Genomic DNA, 19131 nt, shown 5'->3' with positions numbered 1-19131 from the left:
ATCCTCTTGTCGAGGCGTGGCTGTGTGTGCTGCGGCGTTCTGCTGGAAAAATCAGCCCCAGTACTGCTTGCAGGCGCTTTGGACGTCCTGCTGCGCCTTTTGGACCGAGCCGAGGGGACGCTGCAACCGGTCGTACTGCTCCTGGCGGTTCACCGCCTCCGCGAGCTCGCGCATCGAGTGGGCGTAGCTGACAAAGGCGTTCTGGATGTTGTCCCCGTAGCCTTTGTCCTTGGCCAAGTCGTTGACGGTGAGCGCGGCGTCGTTGAGGTCTGCGGCGACATCATGCCAGTACTGCTTCGAGTCGTCGTCCTCGTGCCCGTCCTTGAACTCGATCCACCGGGCGTTGGCTTTCTGATTGGCGTCCCGGTACTGGTTGCAGGCGTCCTTGGCGTTGATGTCGGCGGACGCGGACGGGGCGAGCAGCCACGAGGAGCCAAGGCACAGGGCGGCCAACACTGGCAGGTCGGCGCGAGTGATCTTCATAGCGGTATATCCTCTCATACGCTCAGAGGCCGAGATCCGCCTCGAAGGCTCCTTCTTCGAGGCGGTGTTTGACCGTCGTGAGGAAACGCCCGGCGTCGGCGCCGTCGATGAGGCGGTGGTCGTAGGTGAGCGGCAGGAACACCATCGAGCGGATCGCGATGACTTCTTCGCCCGTGTCGTCTTTCACGACGACGGGGCGCCGGACGATCGCGCCGGTGCCGAGCATGGCCGCCTGCGGCGGCACCAGGATCGGGGTGTCGAAGAGCGCGCCTTGGCTGCCGATGTTCGTGATGGTGAAGGTGCCGCCCGACAGCTCGTCAGGCTTGAGATTGCCAGAGCGGGCCCGCGCCGCGATGTCGGCGATGGCTCGGGCGAGCCCGGCCAAGGAGAGGTCTCCGGCGTTGTGGATCACCGGTGAGAGCAGGCCCTGCTCGGTGTCCACCGCGATGCCGAGATGTTCGGCGTCGTGGTAGGTGATCTCTTTGGCCTCCTCATCGAAGGAGGCGTTCACATTCGGATGCGCTTTGAGCGCCTCGACCACGGCTTTCGCGAAGAAGGGCAGGAAAGTGAGGTTGACTTTCTCGCGTTCTTGGAAGCCTGCCTTGGCTTTGCCCCGCAAGGCCGCGATCTTGGTCATGTCGACCTCGAAGGTCTGGGTGAGCTGCGCGGTGGAGAGCAGGGACTCTCGTGTCTTTTTCGCGGTGATCTGCCGGACCCGGTTCACTTTTTGGGTGGTGCCGCGCAGATGGGCGAGGGCGGAGGAAGCCTCCGGGGACGAAGGTGCAGCCGGAGTCTTCTGGGCGGGTTCGGGCGGTGCTTTTTTGCTTTCGGCGGCGTCGAGCACGTCTTGTTTGCGGATACGCCCGCCGATGCCGGAACCGGTGATCGTCGCCAGGTCCACGCCGTGCTCGCGGGCCAGCTTGCGCACGAGCGGGGTGACATAGGGGTTCGCGCCGTCGGCCTCGTCTTGCGCGGCCTCTGCGGCGCGAGCGGGCTCCTCTTTCGCGGGGGCGGGCTTTTCCTCAACAGGGGCGGGAGCCTCCTGCGTCGGGGCGGCGGGCGCGGGCTTCTCTTGCTCCTGAGGCTCCTCCGTCTTTGGCGCGGGGGCGTTTTCCGGCTCGGGGCTCTTGGTTTCTTGCGCGGCGGCCGGGGCTGACCCCGAGCCGATGACGGCGAGGTCGCCGCCGACCTCGACGACAGCGTCCTCGGCGGCGATGATCTTCTGCAGCACGCCTGCGGCGGGGGAGGGGATCTCGGTGTCGACCTTGTCGGTGGAGATCTCCAAAAGGGGCTCGTCGACCTCGACCGTGTCGCCCTCTTGCTTGAGCCAGCGGGTGACCGTGCCCTCAGTGACGGACTCGCCGAGGGTCGGCATGGTCACAGTGGTGCCGGAAGCATCAGAAGCGGGCGCGGACTGGGCGGCAGGGGCGTCGTCGGCCTTGGGCTCTTGCGGCGTGGCCTCTTCGGAAGCGGGCTCCTGGGGCTCCGGCGCTTCTTCCTGCTGGGCGGGCTCCGCCTCAGAAGCGGAGGGGGCGGATTCGCCGTCCTCGGAGATCACGGCGAGCTCTCCGCCGACCTCGACCACGGCGTCCTCTGGAGCGACGATCTTCTGCAGCACGCCTGCGCCGGGGGAGGGGATCTCGGTGTCGACCTTGTCGGTGGAGACCTCGAGCAGCGGCTCGTCGGTGGCGACCGTGTCGCCCTCGTTCTTGAGCCAGCGGGTGACGGTCCCTTCGGTGACGCTCTCGCCGAGCGCAGGCATCCGAACCGAGATAGCCATGTCCTGGTGTCTCCTCACGTGGTCTGGTGGAGTTTGGTTGTCCTCGCCCGAAAGCCTACTCTGCGACCGAGGCGGGCACTCGTGCTAGCCCCGTTCGGCGATGTCCTCAAGGACGGCGACCAGCGTGCGCACAGGCACGCCGGTTCCGCCTTTCGGCGTGTAGCCGTGCGCGGAGCCCGTGTTGTAGGCGGGGCCGGCGACGTCGAGATGCGCCCACGAAACATCGGGGCTGACGAATTCCTTGAGGAAGAGCGCGGCGGAGAGCATGCCCCCGTTGCGGTGGTTTGTGACGTTCGCCAGGTCCGCGATGGGGGATTTCAAGTCGTCGGCGAGTTCTTCGGGCAACGGCATGGGCCAACCGCCCTCGCCGACCGACCGGGAGATCTCTGACACCCGGTCTCGGAAATCCTCGGTCCCCATCACCCCAGGTGTCCGAGAGCCGAGGGCGATCATCTGCGCGCCAGTGAGCGTGGCCACGTCGATGAGGTACGCCGGCTTGCGCTCGCACGCCAAAACGATGCCGTCGGCGAGGATCAGCCGCCCTTCTGCGTCGGTGTTGATGACCAAGGTCGTCGTGCCCCCGTACTGCGTGATGACGTCGCCGGGGCGTTGCGCCGTGGACGACGGCATGTTTTCGACCATCGGCAGGGTGGCCGTGATGTTGAGCGGGAGCGCGAGCTTCGCGGCGGCGAAGACCGCGCCCGCGACCGCTGCGGCCCCGCCCATGTCAGAGGTCATGTTCTCCATATTCACGGCCGGTTTGATCGAGATACCGCCGGTGTCGAACGTCACGCCTTTCCCGACCAGGGCGACGTCGACCTCCGTGCCCTTGCCGCTGCGCCCCCGGTACTCCAGCTTCACGAGCCGGGGCGGGCGCGAGGAGCCCTGGCCGACTCCGACCACGCCGCCGTAGCCGCCTTTGACGAGCTGTTTCTCGTCAAGGACCTCTGCTTGGACGCCCAGGCTTTTGGCCAATGCGACGACGCGGGCGGCGAAGCTGTCCGGGTAGAGGTGGTTCGGCGGGGTGTTGACGAAGTCTCGGGCGGCTGCAACGGATTCCACGATGGATCGCGCGCGCGCCAGTTCGGCTTTGGCCTGCGCGGAGCGCGGGCTTTGGACCAAAAGCCGCAGCTGTTGCGCCCGATCCGGTGGTGCGGCGGCGCCGTTTTTCGCGGTGTTGGTTTTATAGGCGTCGAACCGGTAGCCGCCGAGGACGAACCCCTCCACTGTCGCGCCGAGGTCGAGCTCGGAAAGCGTGGTCGCGACGTTGCCTGCCTCGCTCAAGGCCCGCGCGGCGACGCCGGCTGCCCTGCGGACCCGCTCGGGGTTCTTGCTCTCCTCCCGAGTCCCAAGGCCGACAGCGAGCACGCTGGTGGTGTTCAGGCCGCTCGGCGCGGGAACGCGGACCAGTTCGAAGGCTTTGCCTTTTGCGCCCACGGCGCGCAAGGCTCGGGCCAGCTCGTCCGCCTGCCCGGAAGCAAGCGCGGAACCGAGAGGTTCGATCTCGTCGTCCCCGGTCGAGACCACACCGATCAGCAGCACCTCGTCGGCCTGGCGCAACGCGGAGTCCAGGAGGAGTTTTGGCAGCGAAGCCGCAGGACTGCTTTGTTTCGGCTGAACCATGAGGACATCTCGACTTTCTTCGCTGAGGCTCGTCCTTACTGCTGGTTCGAGCGACACTGCCTTTGTACAATCGGCTACTGTAGCGAGTATGGGAACTGACGATCAACCCGAACTCGTGAACGAAGGCCCGATTCCGCAGATCCATGAGTCGCTCGGGGCGAAATTCGCCCCGTTCGGCGGATGGCGCATGCCGTTGTCGTACGCGGGCGTCGTCTCTGAGCACACGGCGGTCCGAGAACGGGTCGGCGTCTTCGACGTGAGCCATCTCGGCAAAGCCTTGGTCGCCGGTCCTGGCGCCGCAGAGTTCGTGAATCGCTCGCTCAGCAACGACCTCGGCCGCATCCGTCCAGGAAAAGCCCAGTACACGCTCTGCCTCGCTCCTGACGGCGGGGTGATCGACGATCTGATCGCTTATTACGTGAGCGATGAGGAGATTTTCTTGGTGCCCAACGCGGCGAACACCGCGAGCGTGGTCGCGGCGCTGGAAGCAGTCGCGCCGCCGGAGATCCGGGTGACCGACCAGCATCGAGATTACGCGGTGTTCGCCGTGCAAGGGCCGCGTTCGCAGGAGGTGCTGGACGGACTGGGCGCCGCGTACCCCGAGGAGTACATGGCGTACGTTGACGCGCAGGTCCCGGTGGAGACCGGAGCGGCGACGGTGCGGATCTGCCGCACCGGCTACACCGGCGAGCGCGGTTACGAGCTGATCCCTTCCTGGGCCGACGCGCCCGCAGTGTTCACTGCGGTCTTGGAGCAGGTCAAGGCATTGGGCGGGGAGCCTGCCGGGCTCGGGGCGCGGGACACGCTGCGCACAGAGATGGGCTACGCATTGCACGGGCATGAGCTCGCCTTGGACATTTCGCCGGTTCAAGGCGGGGTCGGATGGGCTGTTGGCTGGAAGAAACCCGAGTTCTTCGGGCGCGAAGCCGTCGTGGCGGAGAAAGAGCAGGGGCCGCGCCGCAAGCTGTTCGGCCTCAAAGCGCTGGAGTCTGGCGTGCCGAGGCGGGGCTACCCCGTCCGAAAGGGCGACGAGGCGATCGGCGAAGTCACATCGGGCACCTTCTCGCCCACGCTGAAAACTGGTGTCGCGCTCGCCCTCGTCGACGCGGCGCACGCCGTCGCGGTCGGCGACCAGGTCGGCATTGATGTGCGAGGCCGTGAGCTGCGTTGCGAAGTCGTGGATTTGCCGTTCGTGCAGTCCAACGTTCGCTGATCGCGCCGCCGCCGCGGCCCGTGCCGCTCCACCCGCTCAGGCGTGTGGCTGTTTGGCGCGGCTGTGTTCCCTGCGGCTGTGCGCGGTGAAATCCCGTTGCTCCCGAAGGGGCGCCGCGACTGGAGCGTTTCAGAACGCAAACGACGAAGCGCGCTCAGCTCTCAACAGGCTCGTGCCGCACCGCCGCCACGAGCAGTCCCTCGCCGAAGGGCACCAAAATGTGCAGAAGCCGCTCGTCCTCGGCGATGGCGCGGGCCGCTTCCCGCCCGGCGACGGCTGCCCGGTCGTGGCGGTCAGGGTCGAGGACCGCGCCAGCGTGCAATGCCGCGTGCACCGCGAGAACTCCGCCAGGGCGCAGGAGGCGCACTGACTCCGCGATCAAGTGCGGCTGCTCGGTCGGCTCGGCGTCGATGTGCACGAGGTCGTAGGCCCCGTCCGCGAGCCGCGGGAGCACGTCTTGCGCTTTGCCGGTGATGAGCCGCGTCCGCCCAGTGGGGACGCGCGCTGAGTGGAGGGCGGTTTTCGCGGCTTTGTGGCAGGAAGGGTCTGCGTCAATGGTGGTGAGGATTCCGTCTGGGCGCATACCGCGCAGCAGCCACAGCCCGCTGACTCCGGCTCCGGTGCCGATTTCCACGACAGCTTTCGCGGAAGCGGCCGCAGCGAGCAGCGCGAGCACCGCGCCCACCGAGGGTTCGACGCTCGGGACGTCGAGCTCGGCGGCGGCAAGCCGCGCTTGGCGGGTCGGCTCGTCTTCGGCTGCGGTGGAGACCGCGTACGCGAGGAGCTTTTCGGCGGCCGGGGGCTCTACTGGGGACATCCTGTCCAGCCTAGCAGGCTGGATCAGGGCCAGCGATCATCAGAGCTGGCAGACGCCGACACGGCGTCAGCCGCGACGACATCAGCGTTGAGCGCTGCGCGCGCTTGCGCCGCGACAGGACCGGCAGGCGCCACTGGAGCGGGCGAACTTGTGGACGCGAACCTGTGGGGCCTGGTCACCAGATGGAGACGAGGCTCTCTCCGCTGTGCGCCTCCGGGGCGCCGGGCTTGCAGGAGAACGCGGCGGCGAAAGCGGGAACATTGGCGACGGTGCCGTTCACCCGGTACTGGTTCGGCGAGTGCGGGTCTGAGGCGAGCAGCCGGATCTGCGTCCGCTCCTCGATCTTCTCACGCCAAATCGTGGCGAAGCTCAAGAAGAAGAGCTGCTGGGGCGTCACACCGGCGTGGGGCCGCATCACGTCCGCTTTCTGGTCGATCAACTTCTGCAGCGCGTCTGAGGACGAGAGCAGGCCGCCGAGGTCGGCGATGTTCTCGCCGAGGGTGAGTTCGCCGTTGACATGCACATCGGGTTGGTCGGGGAAGGGGTGGTAGGCGTTGAACTGGTCCACGAGCTTCTGCGTGCGCTGCTTGAACTGCGCCGCGTCCTGCGCGGTCCACCAGTCAGTGAGATTGCCGTCGCCGTCGTACTGCCTGCCTTGGTCGTCGAAGGCGTGCGTGGTCTCGTGGCCGATCACCGCGCCGATGGCCCCGTAGTTCGCGGCGAGGTCGCGATCAGGGTCGTAGAACGGGGCCTGCAGGATGGCGGCGGGGAAGTTGATCGTGTTGTACTCGGGGTTGTAGAAGGCGTTCACCACTTGCGGGTCGGTGATCCACTCTTCCTTGTTCGTCGGCTTGCCGAGGTGGGAAAGCTCCCACGCCCGGTTGAAGTTCTTCGCGGACTGCAGATTCTCGTAATATTTCCCGTCCGAGAGGGCCAAACCGTCCCAGTTGCGCCATGTGTCGGGGTAGGCGACCCGAAGGCCGATCTTGGACCATTTGTCCAAGGCCTTCTGTTTGGTCTCCGAAGTCATCCATTCGACCTTCTCGATCCTGGCCTTCACCGCTTCGAGAATGTTCTTGATGAGCTCGGTCGCCTTGCTCTTCGTCTCAGGGGAGACGTATTTCTCGACGTAGAGCCTGCCGAGCGCGTCGCCCATGGATTTGTCCGTGCTGCCCACGGCCCGCTGCCAACGGGGCTTTTGCTCTTTCTGGCCGCTGGTGGCTTTCGTGTACTCGAAGACGTTGTCCACAAACGGCTTGGACAGGGCGGGCGAGGCCTCGTAGGCGAGGTGGAAGGCCAAATATGCTTTCCACTGGCCGACCGGGATCGCGGAGAGCAACGTGTCCACAGTGGTGAACAGGCGCTCCGGGGCCAAGTTCAGCGACTGCGGGGCGGCGATCTTCGCGGCGGCGAAGACGTCCTCCCACTGCACATGGGGCGTTGCCTTGTCCGCGTCCGCGAGCGAGACGATTTTGTACGTGGCGTTCGGGTCGCGCTCTTCCACCGGCGAGAGCTCCGCGACGGCAATTTTCGACTCGATGTCGAGAACCTGGTCAGCCTGTGTTTTCACCTGGTCTTCGGGGACGCCGATCAGTTTGAGGGTGCCCTCGATCAGCGTGTGGTAGGCCTCGCGCTGCGAGGCGTACCTCGGGTCGGTGTAGAAGTCTTTGGTCGGCAGTCCGGTGCCGCCCGCTGCGGCGTTGACGATCTGGACGTCGGTGTGCTTCGGGTCGGCGCCAACGCCGAATCCGAGCACGGGCGAGCGGCCCTCGCCCGCGGTCTGGACGACATATTTCAGCAGCGCGGCGGTGTCGGTGATCGCCGCGATCTTGGCGAGTTCCGGCTTGATCGGGTCGAAGCCGCGTTTTTCGATGGTCGCCTCGTCCAGGGCCGAGCGGTAGAGAATCCCGAGTTTGTCGCGGTCCGACAGCCCTTGGGCATTGGAGGGCTTCGCGTCCTTCGCGGCAGACTCGAGGATGTCGTGCAGGTTGTCGCGCACTTTGTTGCTGAGGGTGTTGAACGCGCCGATCGCGACTTCGCTCGGCGGGATCTGCAGTTTTTCCTCGGCGATCTTGTTGACGTGCGTGTTGAAGTCGTCGCAGGCGGCGGTTGCCTCGTCCAGAGGGCCTATGTCCGCGAAGGCGTCGTGCCAGGAAGGGGCGGCGCTTGAGCTCGCGCCCGCAGCAATGCCGGGCCCGTTGGTCTGGCAGGCGGTGAGGACGAGCGAGACGAAGCCAGCCGTGAAAACAAGCGCAGGGGCGAGACGCGAATGAGGACGCATGGATGCAGCCTAGCAAGCTTTGGCAAGCAGTGGACTGGCTGATGCGCGGCTGGTATTCTCAGCCTCGGCTCAGGTTTCCCACACGATTGTCATATCCGGACCTGACAAGGTGATCGTCATGGCACGAAGCAAGCAGATCGCTCAAGCCGCCGACAACGAGGTCGAAAACGAAATCGGCGACGTGGCCGCCCCTCCCGCGAACGCGGGGCTCGAAGGGACGGCCCGGTTCGACATGACTGGGCAAGCGTCGGACATGCCCAGCTGGGAAGCGCTTGTGCGGGAGCACGGGGCCCGCGTGTACCGGATCGCCTACCGTCTCACCGGCAACCAGCAGGACGCCGAAGACCTCACGCAGGAGACCTTTCTGCGCGTGTTCCGCTCGCTGCACGCGTACCGCCCCGGCGTGTTCGAGGGGTGGCTGCGCCGGATCGCCACGAATTTGTTTCTCGACCAGGCCCGGCGCAAGACGAAGATCCGCATGGAGGCGCTGCCCGAGGATTACGAGCGAGTGCCCTCCGGGGCTCCGAGCCCGGAGGAGGTCCTCGTCGACGCGGACCTGGACCCCGCGTTGCAGTCGGCGCTCGACAGTCTGCCGCCGGATTTTCGGGCCGTCGTCGTGCTCTGCGACATCGAAGGCCTTTCTTACGAAGAAGTCGCGACCTCGCTGGGAGTCAAGCTCGGAACAGTTCGCTCGCGCCTGCATCGGGCCCGTCAAGCCATTCGCGACAGCCTTCTCGCCCAAGGAGGCCGACGGGGCAGTGGTGACATGGCTCGCGAGCTCGCCCTCGCCGCCCGGTGAGCCCGGAAGCCGCTATACTGCGAATATAGGTAGGTATTCGCAGGGCCCACAGCCCGCGGTCGTCGAACGCAGAGAGAAGGACCTGGTCTCATGATCCTCCCCCGCAACGTTGAGGGTGGCGTAGCGCACTGGTCTCGGGGGTCGGAGCTGATTCTGGGGACCAAGTCCGCGCCGAAAAATTTCTGGTCTGTCGACCACATTTCCTTCGAGGCTGTCGCGGCTTACGCCGATGGGAAATTGGGGGAGAAAGCCTCGGCCCGCGCCAGGGAGCATTTCCAAATGTGCCCGGAATGCTCAGAGCAGTTGCAGGCCCAGATGCAAGCGCGAGCGGCCTTGCGCCATTCGCCTCGTGTGCAAGTCCCCTCGGAACTGCTCGGAACGCTCTGCGCCATTCCCTCGCGCACGGCTGTCCGCGCGGACGATTTCCCCGCCCACGACGAGAAGCGTCGTGGGGGGTCGGCTCGATGAACTCCACAGACACGGAACGGCCCCTGCGGGACGGTCGGCCGCAGTACACGCCTCGGCCCCCGCAGCGCCCGCACGTCGACGCGGCCAGCGCTCAGTTCTTCGGCAGGCCGGACGGCGTGCAAGGCTCGTTCTTGCCGGGCGCGGCAGGCGACGCGCCGGAGAAATCTGGGTACACCCTCGCGCCGCCCGACCCGGTTCTGCGGGAGGCGTTCTCCCGGCCGCCTGGCGAGACGGACACCTTGCAGCGCGATCCGCACTCGGCGCCGGGGCAGCAGGAAGAGACGCGTCCCGAGGACCCGTGGCGCGACCCCGCCGCCGTGGTCCGGCTCGGCGGGGCCGCGTACCCGGAGCCCACAGCGCCCGACCCGGCGCCAGGCCGCAGGCTCGGCGCGCGGGAAGTGCTTTTCGGCGGCAAGGTCAGCCCCAAAGCGCTCGCCGCGCTCGGATGCTTCGCCTTGGCCATCGCTCTTGTCGGCGGCCTCGTCGGCGGCTTGGTCTCGAAAGCCCACAGCGCCCTCACGGACGACAGCCACCCGGAGATCAACCTCGCCGGCTCCCCGCCGGCGCCGAACGCCGAGGCGGTGCAAAAGGTCGCCGCCGCGGTCGCGCCCGCGGTGGTGACCATCGAGTCGGTGTACACGCAAGGCGGCGACAAGGTGAAAGAGACCGGCTCGGGCGCGGTCATCGCTGGCGACGGGTACATCGTCACGAACAACCACGTCGTCGAGAGCGCGGCCGTGCCGGAGAACAATGCGAAACTCGACGTCATTTTCGCCGATGGCCGTCGTATGCCCGCAAAGATCGTGGGCCGGGACCCCAAGAGCGACATCGCTGTGGTCAAAGTCGACGCGAAACTGGACAAGACTTTGGAGTTCGTCAACCCCAAAGACGTCCACATCGGCGAGGAAGTGGTGGCCTTCGGCGCCCCGTTCGGCCTTTCGAAGACGGTGACCAGCGGTATTGTCAGCGCTCTGCACCGGGCGATCGTGCTGCCTTCCAAAGACAGCCCCGACGACGTCGCCGCCTCGTCGGTGATCGACGCCGTGCAGACCGACGCGGCGATCAACCACGGCAACTCCGGCGGACCGCTCGTGGACTTGAACGGGAAAATCGTCGGCATCAACACGATGATCTTCTCGCCGAACGACAACGGCAGCATTGGCCTCGGCTTCGCGATTCCGTCGAACGACGCGCAGAGCGAAGTGAACCAGCTCATCAAAACCGGCTCGGTCGAGCACCCGGTCATCGGCGTCTCGGCCCGTCCTGTGGTGAATGACCAAGGCAGCGGCGTCGCGGTGGCCGATGTGAAGCCAGGAGGCCCTGCGGACCGGGGCGGGATCAAACAGGGCGACGTGATCGTCCAGATCGGCGACCGCCCGGTCACGAGTCTGGACGAGTTCCTCGTCGGCGTGCGCAAGATGCCGCTCGGGAAGGCGACCACGGTCAAGGTGCTTCGGGGCGAGGGGCAGAACAAGCCGGTGGAACTCCAGGTCACCCCGGACTCGGACAAGCAGAAATGAGCGCTTGGTGTTTGGCTCCATAGGCTGGGGAGAGATCTTCGTCCTGCTGATCGCGGGGTTGGTGATCCTCGGCCCCGAGCGTTTGCCCGGGGCGATCACCTGGGCAACGAAGTCTCTGCGCCAGGTGCGCGCTTTCGCCCAAGACGCCTCGGGCCAGCTTCGTGAGCAACTCGGCCCCGAGCTGTCCGAACTGCAAGAGCCGATCCAGCAGTTGAGCAAGCTGCGCAGGGCTTCGCCGTCCGCCCTCGTTTCGAAACACCTGCTCGATGGCGAGTCTGCGGACAGCTTGTTCAACCCGTTCTCGCCGAAGCGGGCTGACGCGCCGAAGCCACACGCGCCGCAGGCGCCGCCGCCCGTTCCCCATGAGCGGCGCTCTGGTCCTCCTGTCTTCGACACCGACGCCACATAGCAGCGGACGCCCCGCCCCGCGTCATCTCCCACATCCAGGGCGATCGACCGCAAGGGGTGGAAATGCGCGGCGAAGACGAGCTCGTGGTCTGCGTCGCCTCAGCCGGGCGTTCGTGGTCCACATCGGCACAGGGAAGACAACCCCGCCAGCCTCGTCCTTCGCGAACGGTGTGTGCCTGGCCCCGGACGGCAACGTCGTCCGCGAGGTGCGGGTCAAGCGCCGGGAGTTTCACATGGTGACAGGGATGCGCGAGCACTCGGGAGAGCTTTGGCGCGGTTCGCTCTATTCGCCCGCTCTCGCTGTTGTCTCGCTCTGAGCCGGTCGGCGCAGCATCGCGAGCACCGCGAGCCCGGTCAGGACCACGCCTGCCCCGCTTGCGGCCCACAGGCCGCTGACAAACGCGACGCGGGCAGGGGAGCCAAGACCGGCGGCGAGCGCGTTGGCGAGCGTTTCCTTCGCCGCCTGCGCTGCTGCCGGTTCCGCATCGGGGGGGATGCGGAGCCGGAGCTGATAGACGGCGTTGACGATACTGCCGAACACGGCCACGCCCATCGCCACCCCGAGTTCGATCGCGGTTTCCGACAGCCCCGCCGCCGCCCCGGCGCGTTGTGGCGGCGCCGCGTCGAGGACGATGGCGCTGATGACGGTCATTGCCACGCCGAAGCCGAAAGTCACTGCCATGCCGCTCACCGAGACGAGGACTGCCCCGTGCTCAGCGTTCAGGCCCAACAACGCGGCGCTGGCTCCGGCGATGAGAAACAGGCTCGCGAGGATCAGGGAGCGCTCCGAGACGCGTTTCATCGCCGCTGCCGCGACGAAACCCGACACCACCGAAGCCGCCGCGCCGGGCAGCAGATAGAAGCTCGCGCGGCTTGCGGGAATCCCGAGGACCAGTTGCAAATACTGAGGAATGAGGAACTGCGTGCCCACCAGGACGCACACCACGACAAAGCTCACCGCGACCGCCGACGAGAACCGACGGTCGCGCAGGAGCGCCACATCGAGCAGCGGCTCGGCGAGGCCGCGTTGACGGCGCACGAACACCCAACCCATCAAAGAGCCGAAAACGACGGCCGCCAATGCGGCCGGGTTCGGCCCGTGTTTGGCGGTCTCTTTCGCCCCGTACACCACCGGCACGATGGCGAGCAGGGACAGCAGGACGCTGAGCAGGTCGATCTGTCCGGGTTCCGGGTTGCGGGACTCGTCGACGAAGAGCGGCACGCACACCAATGCCACGAGCACCACGGGCACGTTGATCAAAAAGACTGAGCCCCACCAAAAATGGTCCAGCAGCCAGCCGCCGATGATGGGGCCCAGGCCTGAGCCCGCGCTGAACGCGGTGCTCCACACAGCGATGGCGAACACCCGTTGCTGGCCTTCCTGGAACATGCTGCGCAGCAGCGATATCGTGGACGGCATGAGGGTGGCCCCCGCCAGGCCGAGCAGCGCCCGGCCGGCGATGAGCGCAGGGGCGTCTGGCGCGTAGGCGCATAGAAGAGAAGCCGCGCCGAAACCGGCTGTGCCGATCATGAGCAGCTTGCGCCGTCCGACCAGGTCCCCGACATTGCCCATGGCCACCAAGAGACTGGCCAGAACGAACGCGTACGCGTCCACGATCCAGAGCGTCTGCGTGGCCGAGGGGCGCAGCCCCGCGTCGAGGCTCGGCAAGGCGAATCCCAGCACCGTGCCGTCGACGGCGATGAGGAGGCCGGGCAGCATGAGGACGGTCAAGCCGACCCATGCGCGCGCGCCAGCCCGAGGGTGGGGTTGTGCGGTCATCGGATCAATGCCGCACTGGATCCACGGAGAGCGACATGCCGAGAAGCCCTCGAGGTTTCACCGCGAGGCGAGCCGCCACTTCGCGCAACGTGACCGCGGCGGGGTTCTCCGGCTCGCTCACGACCAGGGGGGCTCCTTCGTCTGCGGAGACGCGCAGGCCCGCGTCCAGCGGGATGCTGCCCAGGAGGGGGACCTTGCCGCCCACCACTGCGGACAGCCGGTTCGCGACCTGCTCGCCGCCGCCTTCGCCGAACACCCCGCCGGACATGTTTTCGATGACGCCTGCGATCGACTGGCGGGTCTGCACCGCGATCGCGCCCGCGCGCTCGGCGACCACCGCGGCGGTGTGCTGCGGGGTGGTGACCACGAGCAGCTCCGCGTTCGGGATCAGCTGGGCGAGCGAGATCGCGACGTCGCCGGTGCCGGGCGGCAAGTCGAGCAGCAGCACGTCCAGATCGCCCCAGTAGACATCGGCGAGGAATTGTTGCAGCGCGCGGTGCAACATCGGCCCGCGCCAGATCACAGGTGTGTTGTCCTTGGTGAACTGCGCGACCGAGATGAACCGGACGCCGTGCGCGAACGGCGGCATGATCATGCTCTCCACCTGCGTGGGACGGTCGAGAGATCCCAAAAGCCCCGGCACGGAGTGCCCGTAGATGTCCGCGTCGAGCACGCCGACGGCGAGTCCTCTCGCGGCGAGCGCCACGGCGAGGTTCACCGTCACGGTGGATTTCCCGACGCCGCCCTTGCCGCTCGCGACCGCGTACACGCGGGTGAGCGATTTCGGCTGCGCGAAGGGGATGACCGGGTCTTTCGCGTCGCCGCGCAAGGATTTGCGCAGCGCGGCGCGTTGTTCGTCGTTCATCACGTCGAGGTCCACCTGCACCTCGCGCACGCCGGGCAGGTCCAGAACGGCGCTGCGCACGCGTTTGGCGATCTCGTCCTTGAGCGGGCATGCCTTCGTCGTCAGATAGACCGCGATTCGCGCGACGCCGTCCTCGCCGAGCTCGGCGGACTTCACCATGCCCAGCTCCGTGATGGGCTTGCGGATCTCTGGATCGACCACACGCCCCAGCGCTCCGAGAAGCTGTTCCTGTCGGACTTCGGTTGTCGAACTCACCTGTCCATGGTACCCATTGCCCGCCTGAGGAGTACCGTGCTCTGCATGTCTCCCCGCTGGCGTGCGGCCGCCCGTCTCACAGCAGTGTCGTTCGTCTGCGCCTTGGCGTCCCCGGTGGCGCTCGCAGACTCCGCGCCCGGAGGGAAGCACGCGCATGCGCGCAAGTACGTCGCCCTGGGGGACTCCTTCGCCGCCGCGCCGTTCCAAGACCCGGTGGACCCTTCTTCGGGCGGCTGCGAGCGATCGCTGAACAATTACCCCTCCCAGGTCGCAGACAGCCTCGGCCTCGAAAGGGACAGCGGTTTCGTCGATGCGACCTGCAGCGGCGCGACCTCCTACGGCATCACTGAGGACGAAGGGCCGCAGGGGGTCGCAGGCGGCCACAGCGCGATGCTGGACGCGGTCGACGCGGACGCCGATCTGGTGACTGTCACCATCGGCGCGGCCAACGACGGCCTCGCGCAGACCGTCTTTTCGGACTGCGACCTCGGCGGGGGCGACTGCGAGCAGAAGGTGCGGGCCAAGCCTCAGCTCGGCGATATGAGCGGCTTCTTCCCCGAACTCAAGGAATCGCTGGCCGACGCCCTGCGCCAAATCCGCCAGGCCGCGCCCAAAGCGACCGTGCTCGTCGTGAGCTACCTGCGGGCAGGCATCGCCTGGTGCCCCGCCTGGGGCTCGTACAACGCCCAGGACGCGATGTACATCGACGGGCTTGAAGCGCGGTTGAACAACGCGCTCAAGGAAGCCGCCGTCGCGAGCCGGTCCACGTTCGTGGACGTGAACCCGGTGTCGAGCGACCACGGGGTTTGCGCCGACGATCCGTGGGTGGCGGGCGGTGGTGCGTCGCTCGGCGGCGACATCGCGCTGCACCCGTCTCCCGCAGGGCAAACGGCCGCCGCCCGCGCCGTGCTCGCTGCCCTCAAGCGCTGAGTTCGCCCTTGCCGCCGGTTTTGTCATGTAGCCTCCATGGTTGTGTCTCTCCGATTGCGCAATGCTGCGCTCTTCGCTGCTGTGTCCTTGTCCTGCCTGTGCGCCCAGACGGCGCTCGCCGACCCTGCGCCCGGCGGGAAGAACGCCCAGTTCCACAAGTACGTCGCCCTCGGCGACTCCTATGCGGCCGCTCCGGGCGTCGACCCGGTGGACGGGGCTTCGGGCAGCTGCTCGCGTTCTCTGCGCAACTACCCTTCTCAGGTCGCGGAAGCGTTGGGCCTCGAGCGAGGCGAGTCGTTCATCGACGAGAGCTGCAGCGGGACTTCCTCGTACGGCATCACGGGCGGGGAGTCCGGCCCGCTCGGGGACTCCCGCGCGCCGCAACTGGACGCGGTCACACCGGACACTGATCTGGTGACGCTCACCGTCGGGGCGAACAACGACGGCCTCGCCCAAGCCGTGTTCTTCGAGTGCAACATCGGCGGGGGCGGCTGCGAGCAGAAGGTGCAGGCCAAGCCGCAGCTCGCCGATATGAACGACTTCTCCGCGCGGCTGGAGGGATCGGTCGCCGACACGCTGCGCCAGATCCACCAGATCGCGCCGAAAGCCACGGTGGAGGTTGTGGGCTACATCAGGGTCGGCTCGGCCTGGTGCCCCGCTTGGGGGCCGTACAACGCCCAGGACGCCGCGTACATCGACGGCGTCCAAGGCACGTTGAACAACGCGCTCAAGAAGGCGGCCGCCCAGACCGGGTCGAAGTACGTGGACGCCGCCGCCGCGGCCGCAGGCCACGGCGTGTGCTCCGACACCCCTTGGGTCACCGGCGGCGGCGCGCTTCTCGGCAGCGACATCTCCCTGCACCCACTGGCCGAGGGCGAAGACGGTATGGCGAAAGCGGTGCTGGCTTCGCTCGGGCGGTAATCTGAGCCGATGAGCCGAGTCGCCAGAGCCATCGCCGCGGCGATCTTGGCCGTCGGGCTTGTCGCCTCGTGCTCGCCTGCGCCCGGACCGCTCATGTTGTGGTTCTACGTGTCGGGCAATGAAGCGAAACAATACCGCCGCGCGGCGCAGGACTGCAGCACTCCCCAATACCGGATCGGGACCCGGCTGCTGCCGAGAGACACGGATTCGCAGCGGCTCCAACTCGCGCGGCGGCTCGCCGGGAACGACGCGGGCTTGGACCTCATGCTCCTCGACGTGGTGTGGACCGCCGAATTCGCCGAGGCTGGCTGGGCGGTGCCCCTGCCGGATCAGACCCTCTCGCAAGTCCGCGCCAAAACCCTGCCCGGCCCATACTCGACCGCGTTGTGGAAAGGCGTGCTCTACGCCTTCCCCGCGAACACCAACACCCAGCTGCTCTGGTACCGCAAAGACCTCGCGGACCATGCCCCGAGCACCTGGGCTGAACTGATCGACCAGGCGCAGCGCCTCGCCTCGGCAGGAGAGCCAGGGCAAGTGGCCGTCCAAGGCGCTCCCTACGAAGGGCTCATGGCCTGGTTCAACACGCTGCTCGCCAGCGCGGGCGGCGCGATCCTCGCGCCGGACGGCAAAACCCCCACCCTCACGGACACCCCGCAGCACAGGGCGGCGACCGTCACAGCGCTCACCATCATCCGGGACGTCGCGCGGGCGCGGGGCGCGGACCCGTCCATCGCGCAGGCGGACGAGACCACGTCGCGGCTCGCGCTGGAACAAGGCCGAGCGGCCTTCGAGTTGAACTGGCCGTATGTGCTCAACAGCGTCAACGAGAACGCGAAAACCGGCGGCGTGGTGTTCGCGCCCCAGGACCTCGGGCACAGCCCGTACCCGAGGGCGCAGGCGGACAAACCCGCACGGGTGACGCTGGGCGGGTTCAACCTGGCAGTGGCGTCGACGAGCAGGCATCGCGACCTCGCGTTGCGCGCTGCCGCGTGCATCACCGGCGAACAAGAGCAGCGGCTAACCTCCGTGGACAACGGGGTTCCCCCCACCATTCGAGCGGTGTTCGACGATCCCCGCTTCCAGGCGGTGTACCCGCTGTGGCAGCAGGTCTTAGGGCAGCTCCAGGCCGACTCCGCCGCGATCCGCCCCGCGACCCCCGTCTATCAGACGCTCTCCAAGCTCGTCACGGCGAAGCTCAGCCCGCCGGGGGACATCGACCCGGAGCGCACGGCAGACGTGATCGACCAGCAGGTGCGCAAGGCTGTGGCCGGAGAGGGGCTGGTGCCATGACGTCCACACGCCGGGGCTGGTTCCTGGTCGCGCCCGCTTGCGTGCTGTTGATGTGTGTTGGCGCCTACCCGGTGGCCCACGCGCTCTGGCTTTCGACGCAGCGGTACCGATTCAGCCAACCGGGGGACCGGGCTTTCGTCGGGTTCGCGAATTACGAGGCGGTCCTGTCGGACCAGTACTGGTGGCGGGCGCTCTGGGTGACCGTCCTCATCACCGTCGTCTCCGTGGCCTTCGAATTCGTGCTCGGTCTCGCGCTCGCGCTCCTCATGCATCGGACCTTGGTCGGGAAATCACTGGTGCGCACGCTGGTGCTCATCCCGTACGGCATGGTCACCGTGGTCTCGGCGTACTCGTGGCTTTACGCGTGGACGCCGGGCACGGGCTATCTGGCGAACCTCCTGCCGCAGGGCAGCGCTCCGCTCACCCAGCAGGGCACGTCCATCGCGGCGATCATCCTCGCCGAGGTGTGGAAGACGAGCCCGTTCATGTCGCTCTTGCTCCTCACCGGCCTCGCGCAGGTGCCCCAAGACATGACAGACGCGGCTCAGATGGACGGCGCAGGAGCGCTCACCCGCCTGTTCCGGGTTGTTCTGCCCGCGATGAAGCCCGCGATCATGGTGGCCTTGCTGTTCCGCGCGGTGGACGCGTTCCGCGTCTTCGACAACATCTATGTCATGACGAAAGGCGCTGCGGGCACCGGGTCTGTGTCTCTCCTCGGTTACGACAATCTGTTCCTTGCCTTCAACTTCGGCACAGGCTCTGCCATCAGCGTGCTCGTTTTCGTCTGCGTCGCGCTCATCGTCGCCGTGTTCATGAGGATATTCGGCGCCTCGGCCCCCGGCCTGGAGCGTGACCGGTGAGCGCCAGCGCGCGACGCGCGCTCGTCGGGTGGACGGCGCTGGACCTGCTCGCCCTGGTGTACGCGCTCGTTCCGGTGGGGTGGATTGTGAGCCTGTCGCTCAAGCCGAGTTCCGCCATCGGCGACGGGCGTTTCGTTCCGCGCGATGTGACGCTGGAGAACTACCGGCAGGTGTTCCACACAGGCGGTTTCACCGTCGCGCTCGCGAACTCCGTCGCGGTGGCGCTCATCGCCACCGCGGTCGCGGTCGCGGCTGGGGCGCTGGCCGCGTACGCCGTGGCGCGGGTCGAATTCCAGGGCAAACGAGTCTTCGTCGCGGTCCTGCTCGCAGTCATGATGTTCCCGCAGATCTCCCTCGCCACCCCGCTTTTCGACGTGGAACGCAAGCTCGGGCTCTTCGACACGTGGGCGGGCCTGGTGCTGCCGTACGCGACATTCGCGATGCCTCTGGCCGTGTACACCCTCGCCGCGTTCTTCCGCGAGATCCCGCGGGACTTGGAGGACGCGGCTTCCATGGACGGGGCGAGCCCGATGACCACGTTCCGCCGGGTGATTCTGCCGTTGGCGGCTCCCGGCGCAGTGGCCACGGCGATTCTCGTCTTCATCTTCGCGTGGAATGATTTGCTGTTCGCGTCGACTTTGACCGCGACGGAACGTTCTATCACCGCGCCCGTCGCGATGGCGAACTTCAGCGGGAGCTCGCAGTTCGAAGAGCCCACCGGCACCATTGCGGCCGCCGCGGTGGTCATCACAGTTCCTATTGTGATTTTCGTGGTGCTCTTCCAGCGCAAAATCGTCGCTGGGCTCACTTCCGGAGCGGTGAAAGGGTAGCTCCGCAG

The 19131-nt window shown here is 67.1% G+C and carries 17 protein-coding genes; 10 read left to right on the top strand and 7 right to left on the bottom strand.

The features are described from left to right. Positions 1 to 51 precede the first annotated feature (51 nt). From SROT_RS10490 to SROT_RS10480, 3 genes are all read right to left on the bottom strand, one after another. The gene (locus SROT_RS10490; RefSeq protein WP_013139005.1) at positions 52 to 483 is read right to left on the bottom strand and encodes a hypothetical protein; all 432 of its coding nucleotides are present in this window, start codon (positions 481 to 483) and stop codon (positions 52 to 54) included. A gap of 22 nt (positions 484 to 505) precedes the next feature. After that, a complete protein-coding gene (gene sucB / locus SROT_RS10485; RefSeq protein ID WP_013139004.1) occupies positions 506 to 2263 on the bottom strand; it encodes a 2-oxoglutarate dehydrogenase, E2 component, dihydrolipoamide succinyltransferase in 1758 nt (585 codons plus the stop codon). Between the two features lie 84 nt (positions 2264 to 2347). Continuing rightward, entirely contained in the window at positions 2348 to 3886 is a 1539-nt protein-coding gene (locus SROT_RS10480; protein ID WP_013139003.1) for a leucyl aminopeptidase, read from the bottom strand. An 88-nt stretch (positions 3887 to 3974) separates the two neighbouring features. Here SROT_RS10480 and gcvT point away from each other — a divergent pair, with 88 nt between their 5' ends. Then, the gene (gene gcvT, locus SROT_RS10475; RefSeq protein ID WP_013139002.1) at positions 3975 to 5099 is read left to right on the top strand and encodes a glycine cleavage system aminomethyltransferase GcvT; all 1125 of its coding nucleotides are present in this window, start codon (positions 3975 to 3977) and stop codon (positions 5097 to 5099) included. A 154-nt stretch (positions 5100 to 5253) separates the two neighbouring features. Here the strand turns inward: gcvT and SROT_RS10470 are convergent, their stop codons facing one another. Together SROT_RS10470 and SROT_RS10465 are read right to left on the bottom strand one after the other, a co-directional pair. Continuing rightward, entirely contained in the window at positions 5254 to 5916 is a 663-nt protein-coding gene (locus SROT_RS10470; RefSeq protein ID WP_013139001.1) for an O-methyltransferase, read from the bottom strand. Positions 5917 to 6091: 175 nt separating this feature from the next. After that, positions 6092 to 8197 carry a M13 family metallopeptidase gene (locus SROT_RS10465; RefSeq protein WP_013139000.1) on the bottom strand — a complete coding sequence of 702 codons (2106 nt, stop codon included), beginning with the start codon at positions 8195 to 8197 and terminating at the stop codon, positions 6092 to 6094. A gap of 118 nt (positions 8198 to 8315) precedes the next feature. Between SROT_RS10465 and sigE the strand changes: the two genes are divergently transcribed. The 4 genes from sigE to tatB all read left to right on the top strand — a co-directional run bounded on the left by sigE (position 8316) and on the right by tatB (position 11393). Then, complete coding sequence (gene sigE, locus SROT_RS10460; protein ID WP_013138999.1) at positions 8316 to 8996, top strand: RNA polymerase sigma factor SigE; 681 nt, start codon at positions 8316 to 8318, stop codon at positions 8994 to 8996. A gap of 90 nt (positions 8997 to 9086) precedes the next feature. Further along, complete coding sequence (locus SROT_RS17280; protein ID WP_013138998.1) at positions 9087 to 9464, top strand: anti-sigma factor family protein; 378 nt, start codon at positions 9087 to 9089, stop codon at positions 9462 to 9464. Continuing rightward, on the top strand, positions 9461 to 10984 hold the full coding sequence (locus SROT_RS10450; protein ID WP_013138997.1) for a S1C family serine protease: 1524 nt from the start codon (positions 9461 to 9463) through the stop codon (positions 10982 to 10984). Before SROT_RS17280 ends, SROT_RS10450 begins: the two co-directional genes overlap by 4 nt. 7 nt (positions 10985 to 10991) lie before the next feature. Continuing rightward, entirely contained in the window at positions 10992 to 11393 is a 402-nt protein-coding gene (gene tatB, locus SROT_RS10445) for a Sec-independent protein translocase protein TatB (RefSeq protein ID WP_013138996.1), read from the top strand. A 282-nt stretch (positions 11394 to 11675) separates the two neighbouring features. Here tatB and SROT_RS10440 read toward each other — a convergent pair whose 3' ends face one another. Both SROT_RS10440 and SROT_RS10435 read right to left on the bottom strand, forming a co-directional pair. Next, positions 11676 to 13172 (bottom strand): MFS transporter, encoded by a 1497-nt coding sequence (locus tag SROT_RS10440; protein ID WP_013138995.1) that lies wholly within the window; start codon positions 13170 to 13172, stop codon positions 11676 to 11678. Between the two features lie 4 nt (positions 13173 to 13176). Next, positions 13177 to 14292, bottom strand: a complete 1116-nt coding sequence (locus tag SROT_RS10435) for a P-loop NTPase (protein WP_013138994.1) — start codon at positions 14290 to 14292, stop codon at positions 13177 to 13179. A 45-nt stretch (positions 14293 to 14337) separates the two neighbouring features. Here SROT_RS10435 and SROT_RS10430 point away from each other — a divergent pair, with 45 nt between their 5' ends. Genes SROT_RS10430 through SROT_RS10410 form a run of 5 tightly spaced genes read left to right on the top strand, consistent with a single transcriptional unit; the run spans position 14338 to position 19123 of the window. Then, positions 14338 to 15222, top strand: a complete 885-nt coding sequence (locus SROT_RS10430) for an SGNH/GDSL hydrolase family protein (protein WP_041407191.1) — start codon at positions 14338 to 14340, stop codon at positions 15220 to 15222. A gap of 36 nt (positions 15223 to 15258) precedes the next feature. Continuing rightward, positions 15259 to 16143, top strand: a complete 885-nt coding sequence (locus tag SROT_RS16530) for an SGNH/GDSL hydrolase family protein (protein ID WP_013138992.1) — start codon at positions 15259 to 15261, stop codon at positions 16141 to 16143. A 9-nt stretch (positions 16144 to 16152) separates the two neighbouring features. Beyond that, positions 16153 to 17433 carry an extracellular solute-binding protein gene (locus SROT_RS16525; RefSeq protein ID WP_013138991.1) on the top strand — a complete coding sequence of 427 codons (1281 nt, stop codon included), beginning with the start codon at positions 16153 to 16155 and terminating at the stop codon, positions 17431 to 17433. Then, the gene (locus SROT_RS10415; protein WP_013138990.1) at positions 17430 to 18293 is read left to right on the top strand and encodes a carbohydrate ABC transporter permease; all 864 of its coding nucleotides are present in this window, start codon (positions 17430 to 17432) and stop codon (positions 18291 to 18293) included. Before SROT_RS16525 ends, SROT_RS10415 begins: the two co-directional genes overlap by 4 nt. After that, a complete protein-coding gene (locus SROT_RS10410; protein ID WP_013138989.1) occupies positions 18290 to 19123 on the top strand; it encodes a carbohydrate ABC transporter permease in 834 nt (277 codons plus the stop codon). Before SROT_RS10415 ends, SROT_RS10410 begins: the two co-directional genes overlap by 4 nt. Positions 19124 to 19131: the final 8 nt, after the last annotated feature.

Origin of the sequence: Segniliparus rotundus DSM 44985 (assembly GCF_000092825.1) — a bacterium.
Classification (GTDB): Bacteria; Actinomycetota; Actinomycetes; order Mycobacteriales; family Mycobacteriaceae; genus Segniliparus; species Segniliparus rotundus.
The sequence above is the reverse complement of the archived record's forward strand: the minus strand, read 5'-3'. Positions and strand labels throughout refer to the sequence as shown.